Source organism: Fischerella thermalis PCC 7521, from assembly GCF_000317225.1.
In the GTDB taxonomy this organism is placed as follows: Bacteria; Cyanobacteriota; Cyanobacteriia; order Cyanobacteriales; family Nostocaceae; genus Fischerella; species Fischerella thermalis.
This window is the reverse complement of the sequence record NZ_AJLL01000033.1, coordinates 86,983-103,104: the sequence shown is the minus strand read 5'-3', so window position 1 is coordinate 103,104 and position 16,122 is coordinate 86,983. Positions and strand designations below refer to the sequence as shown.

At 38.4% G+C, this 16,122-nt stretch carries 14 protein-coding genes; 5 read left to right on the top strand and 9 right to left on the bottom strand.

Annotation, left to right across the window (positions count from 1 at the left end; genetic code table 11):
• Nucleotides 1-11: 11 nt before the first annotated feature.
• Complete coding sequence (gene leuC / locus UYK_RS0107385; RefSeq protein WP_009458315.1) at nt 12-1,418, bottom strand: 3-isopropylmalate dehydratase large subunit; 1,407 nt, start codon at nt 1,416-1,418, stop codon at nt 12-14.
• 392 nt (nt 1,419-1,810) lie between these two features.
• Between leuC and UYK_RS0107380 the strand changes: the two genes are divergently transcribed.
• Nucleotides 1,811-2,479, top strand: coding sequence for a 2OG-Fe dioxygenase family protein (locus UYK_RS0107380; RefSeq protein ID WP_016871187.1), 669 nt, complete (start codon nt 1,811-1,813; stop codon nt 2,477-2,479).
• A gap of 60 nt (nt 2,480-2,539) precedes the next feature.
• On the opposite strand, the gene UYK_RS0107375 is transcribed toward UYK_RS0107380, so the two are convergent.
• The 3 genes from UYK_RS0107375 to queA form a co-directional block, all read right to left on the bottom strand.
• Nucleotides 2,540-3,691, bottom strand: coding sequence for a DUF711 family protein (locus tag UYK_RS0107375; RefSeq protein WP_016871186.1), 1,152 nt, complete (start codon nt 3,689-3,691; stop codon nt 2,540-2,542).
• 465 nt (nt 3,692-4,156) lie between these two features.
• Nucleotides 4,157-5,113, bottom strand: coding sequence for a lysophospholipid acyltransferase family protein (locus tag UYK_RS0107370; protein ID WP_016871185.1), 957 nt, complete (start codon nt 5,111-5,113; stop codon nt 4,157-4,159).
• A 787-nt stretch (nt 5,114-5,900) separates the two neighbouring features.
• On the bottom strand, nt 5,901-7,127 hold the full coding sequence (gene queA, locus UYK_RS0107365; protein WP_009458311.1) for a tRNA preQ1(34) S-adenosylmethionine ribosyltransferase-isomerase QueA: 1,227 nt from the start codon (nt 7,125-7,127) through the stop codon (nt 5,901-5,903).
• A gap of 242 nt (nt 7,128-7,369) precedes the next feature.
• Between queA and UYK_RS0107360 the strand changes: the two genes are divergently transcribed.
• Nucleotides 7,370-7,759 carry a hypothetical protein gene (locus tag UYK_RS0107360; RefSeq protein ID WP_009458310.1) on the top strand — a complete coding sequence of 130 codons (390 nt, stop codon included), beginning with the start codon at nt 7,370-7,372 and terminating at the stop codon, nt 7,757-7,759.
• Nucleotides 7,760-7,939: 180 nt separating this feature from the next.
• Here UYK_RS0107360 and UYK_RS0107355 read toward each other — a convergent pair whose 3' ends face one another.
• A complete protein-coding gene (locus UYK_RS0107355) occupies nt 7,940-8,587 on the bottom strand; it encodes a YraN family protein (protein WP_009458309.1) in 648 nt (215 codons plus the stop codon).
• A gap of 15 nt (nt 8,588-8,602) precedes the next feature.
• Here UYK_RS0107355 and UYK_RS0107350 point away from each other — a divergent pair, with 15 nt between their 5' ends.
• Nucleotides 8,603-9,112 carry a pentapeptide repeat-containing protein gene (locus UYK_RS0107350; protein WP_009458308.1) on the top strand — a complete coding sequence of 170 codons (510 nt, stop codon included), beginning with the start codon at nt 8,603-8,605 and terminating at the stop codon, nt 9,110-9,112.
• A gap of 92 nt (nt 9,113-9,204) precedes the next feature.
• Here the strand turns inward: UYK_RS0107350 and UYK_RS24880 are convergent, their stop codons facing one another.
• Both UYK_RS24880 and UYK_RS27160 read right to left on the bottom strand, forming a co-directional pair.
• Nucleotides 9,205-9,417, bottom strand: coding sequence for a penicillin acylase family protein (locus UYK_RS24880; RefSeq protein ID WP_235182311.1), 213 nt, complete (start codon nt 9,415-9,417; stop codon nt 9,205-9,207).
• Nucleotides 9,418-9,451: 34 nt separating this feature from the next.
• Nucleotides 9,452-9,721, bottom strand: a complete 270-nt coding sequence (locus tag UYK_RS27160) for a penicillin acylase family protein (protein ID WP_009458306.1) — start codon at nt 9,719-9,721, stop codon at nt 9,452-9,454.
• A gap of 973 nt (nt 9,722-10,694) precedes the next feature.
• Here UYK_RS27160 and UYK_RS0107335 point away from each other — a divergent pair.
• Nucleotides 10,695-11,018, top strand: a complete 324-nt coding sequence (locus tag UYK_RS0107335; RefSeq protein WP_026086393.1) for a slr1957 family protein — start codon at nt 10,695-10,697, stop codon at nt 11,016-11,018.
• 310 nt (nt 11,019-11,328) lie between these two features.
• On the opposite strand, the gene UYK_RS0107330 is transcribed toward UYK_RS0107335, so the two are convergent.
• Nucleotides 11,329-13,488, bottom strand: a complete 2,160-nt coding sequence (locus tag UYK_RS0107330) for a serine/threonine-protein kinase (protein WP_026086392.1) — start codon at nt 13,486-13,488, stop codon at nt 11,329-11,331.
• 126 nt (nt 13,489-13,614) lie between these two features.
• Here UYK_RS0107330 and UYK_RS0107325 point away from each other — a divergent pair, with 126 nt between their 5' ends.
• Nucleotides 13,615-14,325: a rhomboid family intramembrane serine protease gene (locus tag UYK_RS0107325; protein WP_009458303.1), complete on the top strand. Its 711-nt coding sequence runs from the start codon at nt 13,615-13,617 to the stop codon at nt 14,323-14,325.
• Nucleotides 14,326-14,427: 102 nt separating this feature from the next.
• On the opposite strand, the gene UYK_RS0107320 is transcribed toward UYK_RS0107325, so the two are convergent.
• On the bottom strand, nt 14,428-16,047 hold the full coding sequence (locus UYK_RS0107320; protein ID WP_026086391.1) for a tetratricopeptide repeat protein: 1,620 nt from the start codon (nt 16,045-16,047) through the stop codon (nt 14,428-14,430).
• Nucleotides 16,048-16,122 lie beyond the last annotated feature (75 nt).

Sequence of the window (16,122 nt, the reverse complement as noted above, 5' to 3'; positions counted from 1 at the left end):
GACACTAAGAACTAATTCAACAACTCGCGCACATCGAAGACTTCACCCTTCACCGCCGCCGCCGCCACCATTGCCGGACTCATCAATAAAGTCCGACCAGAGGCGGAACCTTGACGACCTTTGAAGTTGCGGTTAGAAGAAGAAGCGCTGAGTTGTCGTCCTTGGAGTTTATCGGGGTTCATAGCTAAACACATCGAACATCCGGGTTCGCGCCATTCAAAACCTGCTGCTTGGAAGATTTTGTCTAGTCCTTCTGCTTCTGCTTGTTGTTTCACCCGTTCGGAACCAGGGACAACAAAAGCTTTGACTCCTTGAGCAACGTGACGCCCTTTGGCAACTTTGGCTGCTTCTCGCAAATCACTAATCCTGCCGTTGGTACAGCTGCCAATGAAGCAGACATCGACTTTTGTGCCGAGTATGGGTTGACCTGGTGTTAGATCCATGTAAACATAAGCTTCTTCGGCAATTTGGCGGTCTTCTTCTGGCAGTTGCTCGGCGGAGGGTACAAACTGGTTAATGCCGATACCTTGACCGGGTGTAATACCCCAAGTGACGGTAGGGGGAATATCGGCAGCGTCAAACACTACGACATCATCATACTCAGCATCGGCATCGCTCTTGATCGAATCCCACCAAGCCACTGCTTTGTCCCAGTCTGCGCCTTTAGGAGCAAAGTCTCTTCCCTTGAGGTATGCGTAGGTGACTTGGTCGGGATTAATGTAACCGCAACGTGCACCGCCTTCAATGGACATGTTACAGACGGTCATCCGTTCTTCCATGTTCATTTGCTCGAAGGTAGTGCCTGCGTATTCATAGGCATATCCCACACCGCCTTTTACACCAAGGGTACGAATGATATGGAGGATGACGTCTTTGGCGTAAACACCTGGTTTAAGAGTGCCGTTAACTTCGATTTTACGGACTTTGAGTTTAGACAGGGCTAGGGTTTGGGAGGCGAGAACATCACGGACTTGACTAGTACCGATCCCAAAAGCGATCGCACCAAAGGCACCATGAGTTGAAGTATGGCTATCTCCACAGGCGATCGTCATCCCTGGCTGGGTGAGTCCTTGTTCTGGTGCAATCACATGCACAATACCCTGATTACCAGAACCGATATTATGGAAGGTAATGCCATTTTTTTGACAGTTCTGCTCTAGCGCTTGCATCATTTCCTCTGCTAGGGCATCAACAAAAGGACGTGCCTGATTAGTTGTCGGCACAATATGGTCTACCGTCGCGACTGTCCGCTCTGGAAATAATACTTTTAAACCCCGCTCCCTCAACATAGCAAAGGCTTGGGGACTAGTAACTTCATGAATCAGGTGTAGTCCTATCAATAGTTGTGTCTGCCCTGAAGGAAGTGTACCAACAGTGTGTAAGTCCCAAACTTTATCAAACAATGTGCCTTTGCTCATATTTAAACCCGTTGTAAGCCGTAGCATTTTTTAGATGGTATCAAAAATTTATGAATCACCCACCGATAAGCTAAATGCCTATGGCGAGAGCTTTTTCTTACTCTTCCTAAATAGAGGGGTTGCGTCTGGTTGCACCTCTTGCCTTAATCACCACAATAAAAAAGCTGGTTAATAATGTCCAATATATTTTTGTTGTCTAACTAATACTTAAAAAATATGAATTGTTCCCTATATCTGAAGAGTTAGTTTTCCATACCATAAAATGACATTTTCTGTAGTCTACTTAACGACAATTTTATAAAAAATAGCATACACTAGGAAATGTAAGCCTTTCCTAAGGCATGAAACGCAGAAGGATATCGAGAAGATCGATATACCAGGAGGAAAATTTTATGCAAAGAGTCCTGGGATCAACAGAATTGGAATATGCCTTTTTATTTACTCTTAGAAAGGTAAACTCCATAAGCACAGAAGGTTTTCAACCATTTTTTAATAACTTACCTGTTGACCCTTACATTAAAGGTAATTATCGTACCAGGAGGCTATCTCGTTTCATAGTTTCTCAAGATAAGTTAATTAAATTGCCTCATGGTTATTTATTTCAAAGCAAAGATTACAATCCCTTAGTAGGTGATATTAAAAGAGAGTTTGCAGAATTAGATGATGCACTCATAGAACTAGATATATTTAAAAACCTAGTTTTTGCATTTAGTGATTCTTGTAAACTGCATCCAGAAGCAGAAATAGGAGTGCATCAAATTAGAACTAGTTGTTCACCAGATAATTTTGGTAATCCTGCACCTGAAGGTATCCATAGAGATGGTACTGATTTTATCGGTATCTTTTCTGTTGATAGACAAAATATTCAAGGTGGGGAAACTCATTTATACACTGCAAAAAAAGAAAAGCCTGTTTTCAATAAAATTCTCTATCCAGGAGAATTACTACTAATTAACGACCATCAATTCTTTCACTTCACTACTCCTATTAAACCTATGACTGATGGTGTAGGAACAAGAGATGTTTTTGTATTAACTTCACCAAGTTTGCTTTCTGATTAGTTGGTTGTTGGTTGTTGTTTGTATTACCAATCAACAATCAACTAACAACGAACAACAAAATTAATCAACAGCAAATATTTTGCAATCTACAAGATATGGGGAATTGAACGCAGTCATTTCCCCAGCTTTTTTACCTGGAATTGGAAATAATCTTGCAGATAAAGGTTTATCTAGTTTGATGGCTAAAGTTGCCATATCCATTAATATTGCTGCAATCTTTTCGATAGAAATATCTCCAGGTACGGGAACTGTATCAAGTCCACAACCACAAACGGCTGAATATAGTAGTAAGTTAGTAATATCGTAAGTTTGTTCATTTGCTCTGGCTGCCAAGCCTAGATCTTCGCAAACAGGAAGCATCAAACCAGAATAACCACAGATTTTCACTGGTACACTTTTTAAAACACGAGTTAACATCCCGGAAATTGTTAGTGTTCCTTGATAGCCGAATTTGCTACCCATCAGCTGTTCATAAGCAAAGGCAATACTTGTTTGTTTATCCAATGGTGGTGCTAGTGATGTATCAATCCCGTTGTAATTAATACCCAATTTTGCTGATATTTTTTCAGCATGATCTGCTAATTTTGTTAATTCTTCTGCTAGAAGCGATCGCAAACTTTTTTCTGCTATTTGAATATTATTATTAGCGATAGCAAAACTTTGCATTACCAAGTCGCTACACTCTATCCCAAGAGCAAAAGATGTATTACCTTCATGGTAGGCAGTGGGGAAAAATGGTATACCGGAATTGCAGTTTGCCCAAGCACAAAACCGAAAGTTTCCATAACCATTTTCAGTTTCTTGGGAAATACGTTTAATCGCTTTTGCAGATTCTAAAGTACTCTCAAAGTTAATACCTGTTTCTTTGTCAGCAATCTTTGAAGAAGAATAAATAATAGACGTGCTTTTGTTAATTTCTGGAATGACAGCTATATTTTCAGGTTTGCTGGCATATCCAATGTTGAAAAAACTTATATTAAGGTCTTCACATAATTTTTCTATCTTTTGAAAAATATTAACTATCTCGTTTATATCAAAGTTTTTGAGATATTCTTCCCATGAATTTGTAGTGATTCTTGTTGTTTGAACTTCGTGACCAAATTGCTCAAATAAATTTTTTGCTTGCCGATTCAATTCTGCTGCTTGCTTGATTTTTTCCCTCTCATGAGGATAGTCTAAGGAAATACCTGTAGTAATCGCTCTAATTATCATATTTAAATTAAGTAGGTCGTCACAAATAAAGGTAACTATTCGTCATTTGTTATTTGTCATATCATGTCCGTTTTTAGACTTATCATATCTGTGAAGACCGGTAATTGGTAATTGGTAATGGGTAATGGGAAAAATCTCTTGCCCAATGCCCAACTGCATCAGAATAATATCGTAAGTAATTAGCCGGACTTGATATCATTTGTCATTGGGTAGAGTCACAGCATTTGTATTGGTACATTCTATTTTGATTCAAGATACGCATACAAATACTTTGCCATTAAAAACATGTTTATTTCCAATTACATACTTGTGAATCCACGAAGTTGATAATGGGTAATGAAGAAAACCAAAAATTTATTAGCAGTTGCTAATTACTACTTTAGCTACCAATAGGCAATTTATCTGTATATCAGTGTTTATCCTCCCTCTGTCGGAGGGAGGAATGAGACATAAAAACATTTAAGTTTACCAAAACATATGATTGAGAAAGTGGTGTAATAACTTCGGTTCCTTTGGTTCTTGATAGTCTTTTGGTAATAAATCCGTTAGCGCCGCTTGTAACTCATCTAATAATGCTTGTACTTGCTGTGCTTTAGGACGTCCAGATTGGGAGAAGATAATCGGATTACCAAAACGAACGGTTAATTCTTTACGGAGATACAGGTCTTGTGTACCAATCAAGGCTACAGGTAAAATTGGTACTCCAGCACGCAAGGCATAAATAGCAACACCACGTTTGAGGGGAATAGATAACTGAGCTTCAGTATTACCTAGTCTTCCTTCTGGAAACAGAATAACGCTTTCTCCACGGGCAAAAATGCCTTGAACAATCCGATCTAGTCGCCGCATAATTTCTATAGAGTTCCCTGTGGGAACATGTTTTTCTATAGCATTTGCTAATTCAGCTAGCTCTTTATGTCCAGTCTTCGCCGCTTGGATTACTGCTAATTCTTCTTTCCAAATCCGTTCTACTGGTATGACTCCTTTAGCAAAATGCAGAAATTGCCGTTTCCACCACTGGTTGTAAAGGGTACGAGCATCGCCCAATATATGGCAGAAGGGACATGGTGGTAATTCTGATAGTAACAAAAATGGATCAATATGATTTAGATGGTTAGCTGCAATTAATACTGGTTGAGCAGGAATCCGTTCTGAAAACTCAACTTTCACCCGAAATAAAGTATGAATAAGAGTCCGCAGTACGTTACGCCTCAAATCACCACTAACTCTGTGTTCTGAACCACCTTCCGCAAATGCTTCCGCCGACAGTAGCGCTTGGCGGATCATTTCATTTGCGTGGCGATCGCGTGCGTAAGCAACACCTTCTTTTGCACGTTGAATTGTGGCTTCTGTTAGTGGTGGCAAAACAGGTTCTTGTGCATCATGAGAATCTAGGTGAGGAATAAGCGGACTGTGGGACATGAATTTTATTAGCAATTCTTTATATTTAACCCAATAACTAGGGTTTGGAGAGTAGGGACACACAGCTATGCACTCCTACAAACCACAAATACTTAATGTGGTGAGTCTTTAAGAAAAAATGTGAAATGGCATGTTGTTATTACTCTATGCTAAAGCTTAGCTTAGTGGTAATTTGATTTGGGCAGTTATTTCTATGTCCTAAGGTACTTATTGACAACAGGCAAGAATCAGACCCTTAGGTATGAATTTTTCGTAGACAGTTAGCCTATTGTCACAATTACAAGCATCATAACCAAGAAAAAAGCTCTCTTGCCTTTAGCACACAAGAGAGCAGCGGTGTGGTGTGAGGAGCAAATTTAATGTTTGCTACCAGCAATTCTACCAGATTTTATCGGAATAATTAATGACAAGGGTATGAAAATTATGTGTAGATACGTAGCAGTTTGTTACAAGACATTATCTGGAATAATCTGCATAGTATGTCTCTGGGCGATCGAAGTAAGTTTCTAAATTCTGCTACTGTATTTTTATTTGTCAGCAAAATTAATATGTAATTCTTTTTGCAGTTTTGACTTGTTAATTAAGGTGAGCTTTGTGTAAAATCGTAGTCTTGGAAACGCAAACTGAAAACGTGGTTCAAGAATCCATCCCGATTTTATGCAACGCCCTTTTTCTTAAACCGTAAGTTCTGCAAAATCCACCCTCTTCTGAAAGCACTGGAGCGATCGCAATTTTTCAAACTATAAATTTTGGGACGATCTAGACAATTCATCCCACAAAAAAGCCACTATATCCTTGCTTCTGGCAAAATCAACATCGCATCACCAAATGAATAAAAGCGATATCGAGATACTATTGCTTCCTGATAGATATTCAGCAACCGTTGCCTACCAATTAAAGCACTCACCAACATCAACAAACTGGAACGCGGTAAATGAAAGTTAGTAATCATACCTTCCACTACCCGCCATTGATAACCAGGATAAATAAACAAATTAGTCTTACCACAAAATGGTTGTAATTCACCTGTTGTGGCAGCTCCTTCTAAAGCACGGACTACCGTTGTACCTACAGCAATAATGCGACCACCAGCTGCCTTGGTAGCACGAATTTGTTCTACAGTACTTGGGGGTACCTCTATCCATTCTTCATGCATTGTATGGGTAGTGACATTTTCTACTTCTACCGGACGAAATGTCCCTACACCTACATGCAACGTCACAAAAGCTTGATTAATATTTTGCTGACGTAACTTTTCTAGTAATTCTGGAGTAAAGTGTAACCCTGCTGTGGGAGCAGCAACCGCTCCCGGATTTTGAGCATATACTGTTTGATACTGTTCGCTTTGGGCTTCAGTGTTTGTGATGTACGGCGGTAGAGGTACTTCACCAAATACATCTAGCAATTGCAGCAAAGAAACTCCTTGTGGCAGATCAAATTGCAGCAAACGTCCTCCAGTTGCTGCATCAGTTTCTAGAACAGTTGCAGTCAGTAGGTGATGGGGTGGTGGGGCTTCTGTGATAGGGAGGTGGGGTGGTGGGGTGGTGGGGTGAAAATTTTCTCCCCATCTCCCAATCTCCCCATCTGTTTTACCCTTGGCTGTAAAAACAATTTTCGAGCCGTGCTTGAAACGTTTCCCCGGCTTGACTAAGGCTAGCCAACAGTTATGCTGTCTTTCCTCTAACAGCAAAACTTCTACCTCTGCTCCTGTTAATTTTTCACCGTATAACCGTGCTGGGATAACTCGTGTATTATTCATCACTAGTAAATCCCCAGGTCGTAGGATTTCCGGTAAATCTCGGAAGATGCGGTGTTGAAGCGTATCGTCTTTATCGACATTCGCAGAACTTACTACTAGGAGTCTAGAACTATCTCTGGGAACTGCTGGGTTTTGGGCTATTAGTTCAGTTGGTAATTCATAATCATACCCAGCCAATGAGAGATCAAGTTCTGAGTTTTCTATCTTTTGTTTAGATGTTAAATGAGAATTTGTTTTTGCGAGTTGTTCTTGCATTGAGATTTTAGACTTTCTTAAACAAGCTGGTTGAGAATTGTGTGTTCTAAAAGAACTCTAAAGTATTACCTACCAAATTGATGATTCGACTTTAAGATAGATAGCATTAAGTACCACTGAAGCAACTATATAAAAATTGGGTAAACCTCCCTATCCAAAAACGGGGGCTTTTACCCTAGCAGGTTGTGATTCATTCTACCAATAATAGAAATGTAGGATTGGCTTTGATCCCAAGCACCAAGATGGAATACTTGTATTATCTGGCAAATGCCAGTCTCACTCTGAGGGTTGTTCAATTCTTGCACGCCAAACCCCAAATACCTGTTTCCTTCGTCACCGTAATTCATCAAATTGATGGTTGGGTGGTTAGAGTCAAACTTAGAAAACAGGTATCGCCCCAGGAAGATGGTGACATTCGGGCTTTTTTAAATGAATTAGGAATAAGCTACGAGCCGCCAATGCGGGTACAGATGGCACTTTGGAGTTTAGAAGCAGGTCAGTGTCCTGTTGATGTTATGCGTCGCTATCAAGTAGCAATTGTCTCTCATGGTAGCCCAGAAAAAGAAGAAATTGAGGCATTTAGACAACAATTTGTTAGGGGATTAGGTTACTGCCCAGAAACTTTAGCCTAACCGAAGCAGTAAACAGTTATCAGTTATCAGTTATCAGTTATCAACTTTAAAAATGATAGCTTAGCCTTTAAATATAATTAGACCGAAAAACAAAGATGTAACGGGGTAATTGGTAATTGATAACTAATCGTTGCTTATTGCTTATTTATAAAACATAAAAAAAACAATGAGCAACAGCTATTACCCAATATCATTAACTAAATCAAAAGCCCCAGTAATGTATTCTTGTAATGTCAGTGTGTACCCTGCTACATATGTGCTAATTAAGTTTTTTTCTTGAAATTTATCTCCACCAAATTGTGTTGATGTTTGCTGATAACTAACAATAGCAACGTCAAATCGGCAAAGATAATCTGCTTTGTCAGGGTGTGCTACTAAAAACATCTGTGCTGTACGCCAAAGTTTGACTTGTTTTGATGATGCGATCGCATTTCTTCCGCCCGCATCCCAATTCCTGGGACTGCGGGTTTTTACTTCGACAAAAGCCAAAGTCGGAGATGGGGAACTCGGGGTTTCCACTCCCCCAAGGGAGTGGGGATTAGGGGCAATGGGGAGATGGGGTGATGGGGTGTAGACGCGCTCTGCGAGGCTTCCCGTAGGGTAGGGGTGATGGGGAGAATCTATAATCAAGCTCTCCCCATCTGCGGTTCTCCCCACCTCCCCATCTTTTATTTGTTCAGCATAAAGTGCAACAATATCGATTTCTCCCCAACGGCAACGCCAGCGACGATCAAGGATGCTCCAACCTTGGGATTGTAACCAATGTGCCACCAGGTCTTCTCCTGCGTTGCCGATATCGAGATAATGGTAAGGAGAATAGTTCGTCATTGGCTAAAAGTTACAATGAGTTCTAAGTTAAGCGATCGCATGAGAATAAGCATACTAAGTGTGTTGTTTTTGACTGTGATAGCTATCACAGTTGCTCTAGCTTTCCCAGAAAGCGCTGTAGCAATTAACTATAACAACCGAACCCTAGAAGCGGCAGATTTTTCAAAGCAGGACTTAACAGATTCCAGCTTTGACCATGCCAATCTTCGCAATAGTAACTTCAGTAATTCTAACTTACGTGGTGTTAGATTCTTTTCGTCAAATTTGGCCTCAGTAGATTTTACTGGAGCAGACCTTAGTTATGCCGATTTAGAATCAGCGCGGATGACCAAAGCCAATTTGACGAATGCAATCCTAGAAGGCGCATTCACCACCGGCACTATGTTTGATGGGGCAATCATTGATGGTGCAGACTTTACTGATACTTATATCCGTGAAGATACACTCAATAAATTATGTCAGGTAGCTAAAGGCACTAATCCAGTCACAGGTCGGAATACCCGTGATACTTTGGCTTGTCCTTAACTACTTTTTGATGTAACTTGGAGTCTTAGTGTCTTGGTGTTTTAACCACTAAGACACTAAGACACTAAGACAATACTTTTGGGATAGCTAGCTTAAGGCATCAACATCAAACTTTTAGTAGCACTACTTGCCACCTTTTCTTGTTGCCAAAGCATGAGGTGACGATGAAAAGCATGACCAGATTGTCCAGTGGTTTGGATGGCAACTGAATTATCCCAATTTGCTAAATCTACAATCATCCGCATTGATGGCAAAGAAACAACAGTGTAGTCTTTAGCTGTATTCCAGCCAGTCGCGTTGACAATAGAGCTACCACCAGCACTAGGAAAAGAACCACGGTTAACAAGGTTCAGGTTTATAGTTGGGGTTGAGCAGTTTTAAAACAGTGTATTCCAAACTTAAGCGACTGTCTTGGTGATTAGCAAGATAAGTATTAATTCCATGAGCGTAGGCTTGCAAAATATTTTTGGTTTCTGTATCCATCTGCTGTATTTCTGTTTGAGCTACTCGCGCCCATCCCAAGGTACGCAGGAATTTATCAGTATTCAGCTGCGACTGACCAAACATTTCTGCTAAGCGACCAGAACCTATGTGCCGCCAAAAATCCATACTGGCCGCGTTGCACTTCTACCTGTGCTTGCAATCCTGGTAATATAATTTTGCCGCTTTCTTGCGGCCAGGAATGGCAAATAGTGTAAGCGATCGCACTACTTATTATCAAAGTTATAACTAGGATGCTGATGCTAATCAATTTAAGGATTTTGCTTTTGAATAGCTTCTGCATGATTTATTCCGCAGATAAGAAATTTTTAGAATTGTAACATTGTTGATTTTTAGATAATTTTTATACATATATGTGTTTATAAGTAGCCCAATATAAATATTTCTCGTTGGCTTAAGGCAGATGGCAGATGGGAAGAGGATTTTGAATTCTTAATATAAGTTAATATACTTCTGTTTTTTGCACCTTTCTACTTAGTTTTTTTAAATGAGTGAACAGGCATATGCTGGAGGATTTAAACCCAAGTGAATATGCACTCCTTACTGATACTGATAATTGTGAAAATATCCTTCTCTAGCAGGGTTAAGTTTGCTTAACTAAACTTGTATCTTAAATAAAGAAAAAATTAAAATAAATGCTATAAGTAATTATACTTAATTCATTAATATGTAGAGTAAATACACAGCAAATGAGCAGCAAAAAAACTAATCATTTATAGTTGCTAAGAGCTATATATCAAAGTGAATTTGAGCTTTAGTAATCAATTTAATTAATCTTTACAATATACTTTAAAAGTATATACTCACTCGATTGTCGCAAATTATTGAGTTGCCAATTTCTAAGTAAAGTTTATTTTCATTTGATGCAGGAACAATGAAAGTACTGTTAGCCTGTTTATGTAAGATAAGGCAAGCTTGGAATTTATTAGAGGTAGATTTTTATCTTAACAAAATTTCAAAATTGCCACAGTTAATTAAATTAAAAGAGATTCACTAATTATTAAGATTAAACGAAAATATTTATTTTTTGATTTTCTAATTATCTATGTTGAACTTCTTGAAGCGAATTGGTAGTGGAAATATGAAACATTACTCTGATGCATGGATTGAGGAATGGTGTCAAGAAAATGGCTGGACAGATTTATTTATTGAACGTTGTAATAGTTACTGGGCTTTTCCTCCTGGTGCAGTAATGCCTGAACCAATTCCGATGCAAGTTCTCAGAGTCATTAAAGCTCAAAAGGGATTAACCTGTGAAGAACGTTTTTGGTCAATCACAGCAGTGATTGCAACCATGATTGCAGCTTTTGTTACCTATTGGCTGAGATGTCCGATACCATTAGTTGCTGCTTTCGCTTTTAATGCAGTGACGGTGGCTCAGCTTGAGGTTGAGGATGCGTATTAAAGTAGGGGAATGGTTAAAGGGTAAAGGGGAAAAGAAAAATTTATTTTTGATCTTATGCTCAGAGGAGGTGCTGCGATTGCAGCGCCTTTTTTGATTGTGCAAGTGAGTAGGGAACTAACTCTTCCCCCTCTTTTACGAGGGGATTGAGGGGGGTTTTAGAATTCATGCAAGAAGTCTAATGACGAATGACGACCCTCACGAGTAGAGACGTTGTACTGGATTCTGTGCATTCTAGGACAGGATGTCACATTGTTGCAGGTGCTAGGCGTTGTGTTTATCGGGTTTCTTGTTCAGTTTGACAGCCTATAAACTAACGTAGAAGTTTTCGCAGAATCAACGGTGTTGAATTTGTTGGTTGGGTTGGTGCTACACCAGGTTTTGGCGAAGTTAATATTATTGGATTTGGTTTGATAACTGATAACTGACTCTGCGCTTTGTCGCGTGCTTGGATAGCTTGCTGATTGTCTGGTTTGATTTTTATCGCTTGGTTGTAAGAGGCGATCGCTTCTTGATAACGTAGTAAGTTAAATAGGGCATTACCTCTAGAAAACCAGCTTTCGTAGTGTTGGGGATTGTAGCGTACGGCGCGGTCATATGAAGCGATCGCTTCTTCATATTTTTGCAAATTGTATAGGGAATTACCCCGGTTATACCAAAGCTGATAATCGTTTCGTTTCAATTCAGCCGCTTGATCGTAGGCTGCTAATGCTTCGTTGTATCTTTGCATTTGATGTTGCGACCAACCCTTAGCGTACCATGCTTGATAATTCTGAGGATTAATTTGAATAACTTGATTCAATGATTCAACTGCTTCAGGATAGCGTTGCAAACTAATCAGAATATTACCTCTTGATAACCATGCTTGGTAATAAGTTGGATTAATCTGTACAGCTTTATCATAGGCTGTAAATGCATCTTGATAGCGTTGCAAATTAACTAGAGCATTGCCGCGATTATACCAAGCTTCGGCATAACTTGGTTTGATTTCCACAGCTTTATCATATGCTCTTACTGCTTCTTCGTAGCGTTTTAAATTTTGTAATGTCAGCGCTTTATTGTACCAAGCTGTGTAATCATCTTTTTTGAGATTAATTGCTTGCTCATAAGCTGATATTGCTTCATCGTATCGCTTTAAACTGCTTAAAACTTCTCCTTTTGTAGTCCAGAGTTGAGGAGAGTTGGTGTCTAGTTGTAAAGCTTTATCAAAAGAGGCGATCGCCTCTTGATATCGTTGTAAATTTTTTAATACAAAACCTCTACCTATCCAAGCTTCTAAATAATCCGGCTGAATTTGAATTGCTCTGTCATAGGCTGTAAGCGCTGCTTTGTATTCTTTTAATTTACTCAGCGTACTACCTTGTCCATTCCAAGCTTCAGCATAATCGGGTCGAATTTTGACTGCTTTTTCAAATGCAGATAAAGCATCTTGATAGCGTTGTAATTCATAAAATGTGTTGGCTTTCTTATATAATTCTGTAGCATTTACAGAATTAATACTATTTATGATATACAAAGATGCTCCTATTGCTAACCCTAATATTATTGTTCCAGCTAAGATTTTTTTTGTAATATTTTTTTTGCGTTTATTATTTGTAATTGATGGTTGATTGGTAACAGAAACGCTTAATGCCAGTGTTTGAAAATTCGGATTATGTAAATCTTTTAAAGCTTGTAAAGCTAAAGTTGCTGATGCGTAGCGTTCACGAAAATCATAGCGCACCATTTTGTCTAAAAATTGAGCAAATTCTTGAGTTACTTCCGTATGATTTTGCCAAATTATTTCGTTAGTTTCTGCGTCTTGATCAAATTCTTCAGGAGATAAACCAGTAAGTGCTTGAATACCAAGAATACCGACAGCATAGATATCACTACTATATTTTGGGTTTCCTTGGGCTTGTTCTCCAGGAATATATCCAGGAGTTCCAATCGCAACCGTAAATTTAGTTTTAGCATTAGGATTAATTACCTGAGTTGTAATTTCTTTAACAGCCCCAAAATCAATTAAAACTAACTTACCATCTAGTTCTCTTCTCAGAATATTATAAGGGTTGACATCACGATGGATAACTTTTTGTTGATGGACAAAATCTAAAATTTGTAAAATTTCTTGCAACAGAGAAATAACTTGACCTTGGCTGAGGGGCTTTCCTGGTATGATTTCCTGGCTAAGATTATGACCTTCAATAAATTCTTGGACAAGATAAAATTCTTCGTTTTCCTCAAAATATGCCAAAAGTTGGGGAATCTGATTGTGTGTACCTAATTTATACAAAACCTGGGCTTCCGTATCAAATAAACGTCTAGCTGTTTGCAAAGTTGTTGGATCTGTTGCTTGGGGTTTAAGTTTCTTAACAACACATTTGGGTTTACCAGGTAATTGAGTATCATAAGCGACGAAAGTTTCACCGAAACCTCCCCCTCCCAAATGGCTGATAATTTGGTATCTTCCAACAAGCATGTTTCCCAGCATTTGGTTTACCCAGTTGAATACGCTACGTTCTGATTCCGATCTTGCCACAGTTTTCTGACGTTGGTTAGTGGTTATTGTTAAATAACCAACAGCTAACAAATAACAACTAATAACTAACAACTAGCAATGATTCCTATCAGTGATAACCTTTTCATTAGTACGCGTAAAAAGCCGATAATTATTTACTGGTTGCTTGTCATTAATATTCTTCTTTTTGTATGGGAATTAAAGCTAGAAATTAGTGGAGAATTAGGACTTTTTATTTATAATTGGGGTCTAATTCCAGCACAAATATATGATGCGATCGCTAATTTATTAGCTGGTAATTCTGCTGCTGGAATTTTTGTGTTGTCACGTTCTCTCTCTCTATTCACAGCCATGTTTCTACATGGCAGTTTTAGCCAAATTTTAGGTAATCTACTATTTTTATGGGTTTTTGGCAGAAATTTAGAAAATATTCTTGGACATGGACGATTTTTAGGATTTTATCTGATGTGTGGTGTTTTGACAGGCATAATACAAATTCTTGCTGACCCCAGCTTGACCATACCATTGATTGGTGCAAATGGCGCGATCGCATCTGTTTTAGGGGCATATATCTTCAAGTTTCCTAAAGTGAAAATTGATACTGTTATGCCTCTTTTAATTATATTTATACCTATGCAAATCCCAGCTATTTTCTATACATTTTGGTGGTTTGTACAACAATTATTCTATGGTATTGGTAGTTTAAATATTCCTGGTAGTGTCAACCCACTTAATAGTATTAATTACTGGGCGCAGATTGCAGGCTTTATTATGGGCATAACCACAATGCGACAATTACAAAAACGATAAAATTATAATGAATCCAAAAACTTTGCTACCTGGTGCGCTTACCTTTGTGTTCAAAAAATAATTATTTAATGCGTAATGAATAATATAAATAATATCCAAAAACTAGAAATTTAAAATATCCAAAGACTCTTCTATTTCTAAATCTAAAATACTTTCTTTGACTTTTTTATATTTTGCTAAATTACCTTCTGTATAATAAATTGATGTAGCTTTATGAAAATCTGCGATCGCTCCTTGCTTATCTCCTAAACAACAACGAGCGTTACCACGATTATAATAGGCATCAGCATCATTGAAATTAATTTTGATCGTTTCCGTATAATCTGCGATCGCTCCTGCGTAATCTCCTAGATCATAACGAGCATTACCACGATTATAATAAGCATCGGCATCGTGAGAATTAATCTTTATTGCCTGTGTGTAATCTGCAATTGCTCCTTCGTAATCTCCTAAGTCTAAACGCAAGTCACCACGATTCTTGTAAGCAACAAAATCATGACACTTTAACTCACTTGTTTGCAGAAAAACATCACCTTCCCCCTGATAATCTCCAATTTGCATATTTTTTAAATTTAGATCAGCTTCTGGATGGGGATACATTTGGCATACTTGGGTGTAATCTTCAATTGCCCCTTGCTTGTCTCCTAGATAATAACGAATATCAGCACGATTTTTGTAAGCAACCACATCATTTGGATTAATTATAATTGCATGAGTATAATCTGCGATCGCTCCTTCGTAATCTCCTAACTGATAACGTGCTAAACCACTTTTATTGTAGGCTTTGATATAGTTAGGATTTATTGTAATTGCCTGTGTATAATCTGCGATCGCTCCTTCGTAATCTCCTAACTGATAACGTGCTAAACCACGTTTATAGTATATATCTGCATCATAAGGATAAAGTTGCAATGCTTGATTGTAATTGATGATAGCAGCATGATGCTGTCCTTTTTCACTGCATTCATCACCCAGTTTTATGTAAATTAAATTTAATTCTTCACTGGGAGAACTTATTTTTGCATTTTTTACTGAATATAAAGAAGATTTTGTTAATGAATTATGGGGTACTTGATAAATTGATTCTGAATTCGATGTCTGTTTGTCTTGATAATTTGGAGAGCATTGCAAATTTTCTAAATACCCACGTAAACCACCACCATAGAGTAATTGTTCTATTCCAAAAGAAATTCTCCCAGTTTTCAGCTTAATCATTTGCGTGGGCAGAAAACCAGCTAAAAATAGGTGATACTCAGATTGTGCCTCATTCACTTCCTCTTGAATCAAAACGCAGACTACTGCTGAATTTTTTTCAACTTCTTCTGCACTAATAGACCATCTGACTTTATCAATGCTACCGTAACGAGATTTGACTTCGATACCAATTCCTGGATTACTCGTCATCGTAAAATCTGTTTTACCATCTCCGCCAATTCTTTTTTCGTAATCTACTTCCGTAATCAAATCAGCTAAACGTTCTTTAACAACTTCTTCTCCTAATTTTCCTTTCAGGTAGCTGATAAAAACATCACGGACTGGGGAAACACGTTTATACTTTTCTGCCATCTGCCAACAAAATTCCCTGAGAATTTTTAGCCTTTCTCCAGAGATTATTGTTATTTCACTATATTGCCCCTCTGTTTGACAATGCAGCAGACAACCAGATGTTAACCTTTTGATGAAGTCTGATTGAAGCGATCGCAGTACGGTTATCCAATCCATTGAGATTTCTGTGAATCTTTATGCTCAGGTTATTTTATTTTGCCGCAAGTATAAAAGTAATTCTGATACAAGTCG